The sequence below is a fragment of the Massilia sp. P2_C2 genome (assembly GCF_056404615.1).
Window position 1 is genome coordinate 1 of the sequence record NZ_JBFUDR010000382.1, and the last position, 5,041, is coordinate 5,041.

General features: G+C 65.9%; 4 protein-coding genes and 1 pseudogene. 2 read left to right on the forward strand and 3 right to left on the reverse strand.

The features are described 5' to 3' along the window. On the forward strand, positions 1-824 hold an 824-nt coding region (locus tag AC1DYX_RS27575), incomplete at its 5' end, for a hybrid sensor histidine kinase/response regulator (protein WP_477264847.1). Positions 825-984: 160 nt separating this feature from the next. After that, positions 985-1,305 (forward strand): hypothetical protein, encoded by a 321-nt coding sequence (locus AC1DYX_RS27580; RefSeq protein WP_477264849.1) that lies wholly within the window; start codon positions 985-987, stop codon positions 1,303-1,305. 116 nt (positions 1,306-1,421) lie between these two features. Here AC1DYX_RS27580 and AC1DYX_RS27585 read toward each other — a convergent pair whose 3' ends face one another. The 3 genes and pseudogenes from AC1DYX_RS27585 to AC1DYX_RS27595 all read right to left on the reverse strand — a co-directional run. Next, a complete protein-coding gene (locus AC1DYX_RS27585; RefSeq protein WP_477264851.1) occupies positions 1,422-2,168 on the reverse strand; it encodes a pseudouridine synthase in 747 nt (248 codons plus the stop codon). 84 nt (positions 2,169-2,252) lie between these two features. Continuing rightward, positions 2,253-4,853, reverse strand: coding sequence for a [protein-PII] uridylyltransferase (locus AC1DYX_RS27590; protein WP_477264853.1), 2,601 nt, complete (start codon positions 4,851-4,853; stop codon positions 2,253-2,255). A gap of 74 nt (positions 4,854-4,927) precedes the next feature. Beyond that, positions 4,928-5,041 (reverse strand): annotated as a pseudogene (locus AC1DYX_RS27595) (type I methionyl aminopeptidase); the annotation flags it as partial.

The window sequence follows — 5,041 nt, forward strand, 5'->3', positions numbered from 1 at the left end:
AGCCGATGATCGAGCGGCAGGGCCACCAGCTCGCCGTGGCCCTGCCGGACGAGCCGCTCGTCCTCGAGGCCGACCGCGTGCGGCTGACGCAGGTCTTCTCCAACCTGCTCAACAATGCCGCCAAATACACCGATACGGGCGGTCGCATCTGGTTCGACGTGCGCCGCGACGACGGCTACATCGTCGCCTCCGTGCGCGATACGGGTATCGGCATTCCGGCCGATGAGCTGCCGCGCGTGTTCGACATGTTCGCGCAGGCCCACCGCGCCATCGGGCGGGGGCAGGGCGGACTGGGCATCGGCCTGACGATGGTGCGCAGCCTCGTCGAGATGCATCGCGGCACCGTGGAAGCGCACAGTGCCGGATCGGGCCATGGCAGCGAATTCGTCGTGCGGCTGCCGCTCGCGCCCGCCGTCGAGGCCGACGCCGACGTCCCGCAACTGGGCCAGGCGCGCCCCGCCGCGCCATTCCACGGCCAGCGCATTCTCGTCGTGGACGACAATCGCGACGCGGCGGACACGCTAGGCCTGCTGCTGGAAGCGGACGGGGCCGACGTGCGCGTCGTGTATGACGGCCGCAGCGCGCTGGCGATGGCGGATGCGTTCCTGCCGACCAGTGTCTTGTTGGACATTGGCATGCCCGGCATGGATGGCTACGAGGTCGCGCGCCGCCTGCGCCAGGACGAGCGCTTCTCCGGCCTGCGCATCGCCGCGCTGACGGGCTGGGGGCAGGACGCCGACCGGCGCCAGACCCGCAACCGCGGCTTTTCCTATCATCTGACCAAGCCCGTCAGTATCGAGGACCTGCATCGGATTCTCACGTGAAAGGAAACCGGATGGCCTTTGTTGCGCCGATGAGATAGTAAGTTACAAAATTGTGACATGTGTAACGCTCATTTGGTTCCCGAATGTGCGTTGGCGAACATTAACGCCTGTACTCCCTGAGTAGACTGGAATCAACGTCAACGAATGTTGGGAGGCAGCGATGGCGTGGATTTCACAATTGGTCAGGTACCTCGGGGTACTGGGTGACCCCCGGCTGGCGCCGGAAACGATTTCGGACCTCCCACCGTTCGCGCTTCGCCAGACTCTGGAGATGCTATTGCGCAGCGGCTGGATGAAGACGTTCGAGTACGATGCCGCGGACGCATGGGTCGATTATGCGCGGGTGGACTTGCGCAGGGGGCGATCGAAACTGAGGCTCGAGTGGGACCAGGACAGCGGCGGCACCGTCGAGGGGCCGCGCGCGGTGCTCGCGCAATTACGGGTGTTGGATCCGTGGATTCATATGCGGCATGCGCACTGATGCCGATGCGTTTCACGTAGGGTGGGCACCCCCGTGCCCACGCGTAACGCCGGCATCACGCGAACGTCCGCGTGGGCACGGGGTGCCCACCCTACGGCTCATATGCGGCATGCGCATTAGAACCGCTCGTCGGCACCGAGGTAGCGCCACTGGCCCGGCGGCAACTCGCCGAGCTTGACGCGCCCGATGCGCACGCGCTTGAGGCCGATGACTTTAAGGCCGACCATGTCGCACATGCGGCGGATCTGGCGCTTGCGCCCTTCCTTCAGCGTGAAGCTGAGCTGGTCGTCGTTCTGCCAGCGCACCTTGGCCGGCAGCAGCGGCTTGCCGTCCATCCACAGGCCGTGGTTCAGCTTTTTCAGGTCGGCATCCGGCAGGCGTCCCGGCTTCGTGTATTGCACGCGCACGAGGTATTCCTTTTCGATCGAGGTATCCTCGCCGATCAGCTGTTTCGCGATACGGCCGTCCTGCGTCAGCACGAGCAGGCCGACGGAATCGATGTCCAGGCGCCCGGCTGGCACGAGGGATTTCAGCTGCGTCGGGTGGAATTGCTCGGGCGATGGGTCGTCCGCCCAGCGGTTTTCCGGCTTCACGAGCACGACGGCCGGCTTGTAGCCATCTTCGGCCTGGCCGCTGACATAGCCCACCGGCTTGTTCAGCAGCACCGTCACGCGGCGCGCCTGCTGGGCGGCCGCCTGGCGTTCGACCGTGATCTTCTGGTGCGGCAGCACCTTGCTGCCCAGTTCGGAGACCACCTGGCCATCGACGCGCACCCAGCCTTTCGCGATCCATTCATCGGCTTCGCGGCGGGAGCACAGGCCGAGTTCGGACATGCGTTTGGAGAGGCGGATCGGGTCGGTCATGATTCTTCAGATAAAAACGAATTGCAAACGGAACAATAAAAAACGCCCCCGCCGGGGCAGGGGCGGCGTGGATGGCCGGCGCGGTCAGATCTTCACCGCGTCCAGCAGTTCGGTCTCGAGCTGGACCTGCACGCGTTGGTTGCTGAGCGCCTGGCCGTCGATGAGGAACACGTCCTCGACGCGCTCGCCGAGGGTCATGATCTTCGCGGTGTGCAGGTTGATGCGGTAGCGCGCCAGCACGTTCGCGATCGAATACAGCAGGCCGTTGCGGTCGTTCGCTGCGATCGCCAGGACCCAGAACTGGCCGCGCTCGTCCGGCCGCATGTCGACGGTCGGCGTGATGGGGAAGCTGCGCGACATGCGCGACAGCCGGCCCCGCAGCGGCGGCGACAGGGGCTCCTGGTGCACGAGCACCTCGCACAGCTCGTGCTCGATCAGGTTGATGATGTCGCGGTAGCTGTTGGCGAAATGTTCGTCCGTGATGAGGAACGTGTCGAGCGCATAGCCGTCCTTCGTCGTGTGGATCTTGGCGTCGAGGATGGAAAAATTCTTGCGGTCGAAATAGCTGCAGATGCGTGCGAACAGGTCGGGCTGGTCCTTCACGAAGATCGTCACCTGCAGGCCTTCGCCGATCGGGGCCAGGCGCGATTTCACGACGGGCTTGTCGCGGCCCAGCTTGTCGTACAGGCAGCGCGTCTGCCAGGCGATGTCGGAGGCGTCGTGGCGCAGGAAATAGGCCATGTCGAGCTGCTTCCACAGGGCTTCGTGCGCGTCCGCCGCGAGGCCGAACAGGCGCAGCGTGGCCAATGCTTCCTGCTGGCGCGCGCGCAGCTCGCGGTCGGCCGACGGCGGCTCGCCGCCCAGCACGCGCAGAGTCATCTTGTACAGGTCTTCCAGCAGCTTGGCCTTCCACGCATTCCACACCTTCGGGCTCGTGCCGCGGATGTCGGCCACCGTCAGCAGGTACAGCGCCGTCAGGTGCCGTTCGTCGCGCACGAGATTGGCGAAAGCGCGGATCACGTCCGGATCCGACAGGTCCTGCTTCTGGGCGACCACGGACATCGTCAGATGGTGCTCGACGAGGAAGACGACCAGTTCCGAGTCCTCGGCGGAGAGGCCGTGGTCACGGCAGAATTCCAGTGCATCGACCTTGCCCAGCTCCGAGTGGTCGCCGCCGCGGCCCTTGGCGATGTCGTGGAACAGCGCAGCCACGTACAGCAGCCAGCGGTCGCGGAAGTTGGCGATCAGCTGGCTGCAGAACGGGTATTYGTGCGCGTGCTCCGTCATCGTGAAGCGGCGCATGTTCCGCACGACCATCATGATGTGCTGGTCGACCGTGTACACGTGGAACAGGTCGTGCTGCATCTGGCCGATGATGCGGCGGAAGTTCGGCAGGTAGCGGCCGAGGATGCCCATGTCGTTCATGCGGCGCAGCGCATGCACGAGGCCGGAGGGGGCCTGGAGCACGCGCAGGAACAGGGCGCGGTGCTGCGGGTTGGCGCGGAAAGCGTCGTCGATGAGGGTGCGGGCATGCCACAGGGCGCGCATCGTGCGTGCGGTCATGCCCTTGATGTCGCCACGTTCCGTCATCAGCACGAAGATTTCCAGCACGGCGCACGGCGACGCTTCGAACGTGTCGTCCGCGGCGATGTCGATGAAGCCGCCCACTTCGTTGAAGCGCGGGTTGATCGGCACCGCCTGCGACGGCGTGTGAAACAGGTGGGCCTCGATGTTCTGCAGCAGGATCGTGTTCAGCTGGGTCACGGTCTTCGCGGCCCAGTAATAACGCTGCATCAGGTATTCGCTGGCGCGGCGCGCTTCCAGGCCGGCGCCCGTCGACGTGAGGCCGAACGTTTCCGCGATCGCGGTCTGGACGTCGAACACGAGGCGGTCCTCGCGCCGGTTCGTCTGCAGGTGGAGGCGGATGCGGATGTCCTTGAAGGCGCGCTCCTTTTCCATCAGCTGGCGGGCTTCCTCGCGCGTGATGAGGCCGCGGATGGCGAGCTGGCTCCAGGAGTTCGCCAGGCCCGCCGCCTTCGCCACCCACAGGATCACCTGCAGGTCGCGCAGGGCGCCTGGGCTTTCCTTGACGTTCGGTTCCAGCGAGAACGGCGTGTATTCGTACTTGGCGTGGCGCAGGCGCATCTCGGCCGTCTTGGCCTGGAAGAAGGCCTGCGCGTCCATCGCCTCGTCGTAGCGGCGCTGCAGTTCGTCGAACAGGATCTGGCTGCCCGTCACGAGGCGGGCTTCCAGCAGGCTCGTCTGCACGGTGATGTCGGCCGCCGATTCCGTCATGCACTCGTCCACGGTGCGGATGCTGTGGCCGATCTCCAGGCCCAGGTCCCACAGCAGCTGGACGAAGTTTTCCAGCTTCGCCTGGCCGATGGCATCGGGCGCGGTGCCGAGCAGGATCAGCAGGTCGACGTCGGAGTTCGGGAACAGCTCGCCGCGGCCGAATCCGCCGACCCCCACGAGGGCGGCGTTCTGCGGCATGCCGGACGCGTGCCAGGCATCGGTCAGCACGCCGTCGACGCTGTGGCGCAGGCCGCGCAACAGTTTTTCCGGTTTGCCGTTCTCGCGGAACTCGGCGATGACGAGCTGGCGCTCGGCCTTCAGGCGCTGCTTGAGTTGCAGGGGAAGTTGCTGCGGGGCTGAGACGGTTGCGGTCGTGGTTGCGGTCGTCATGATGGTGTTACACGGTTCGGCGGTGGCGGGAAAACGGCCTGCGCCCGACACGGCGCGGCCGCGTGGATGATGGGTCAGGCCGCGACGGCATCCTTCGGCCGCACGATCGCCGGCGGCGGCGGCGTGCCGGCGGACGTCGTCAGCACCTCGTAGCCCGTCTCGGTGACGAGGATCATGTGTTCCCACTG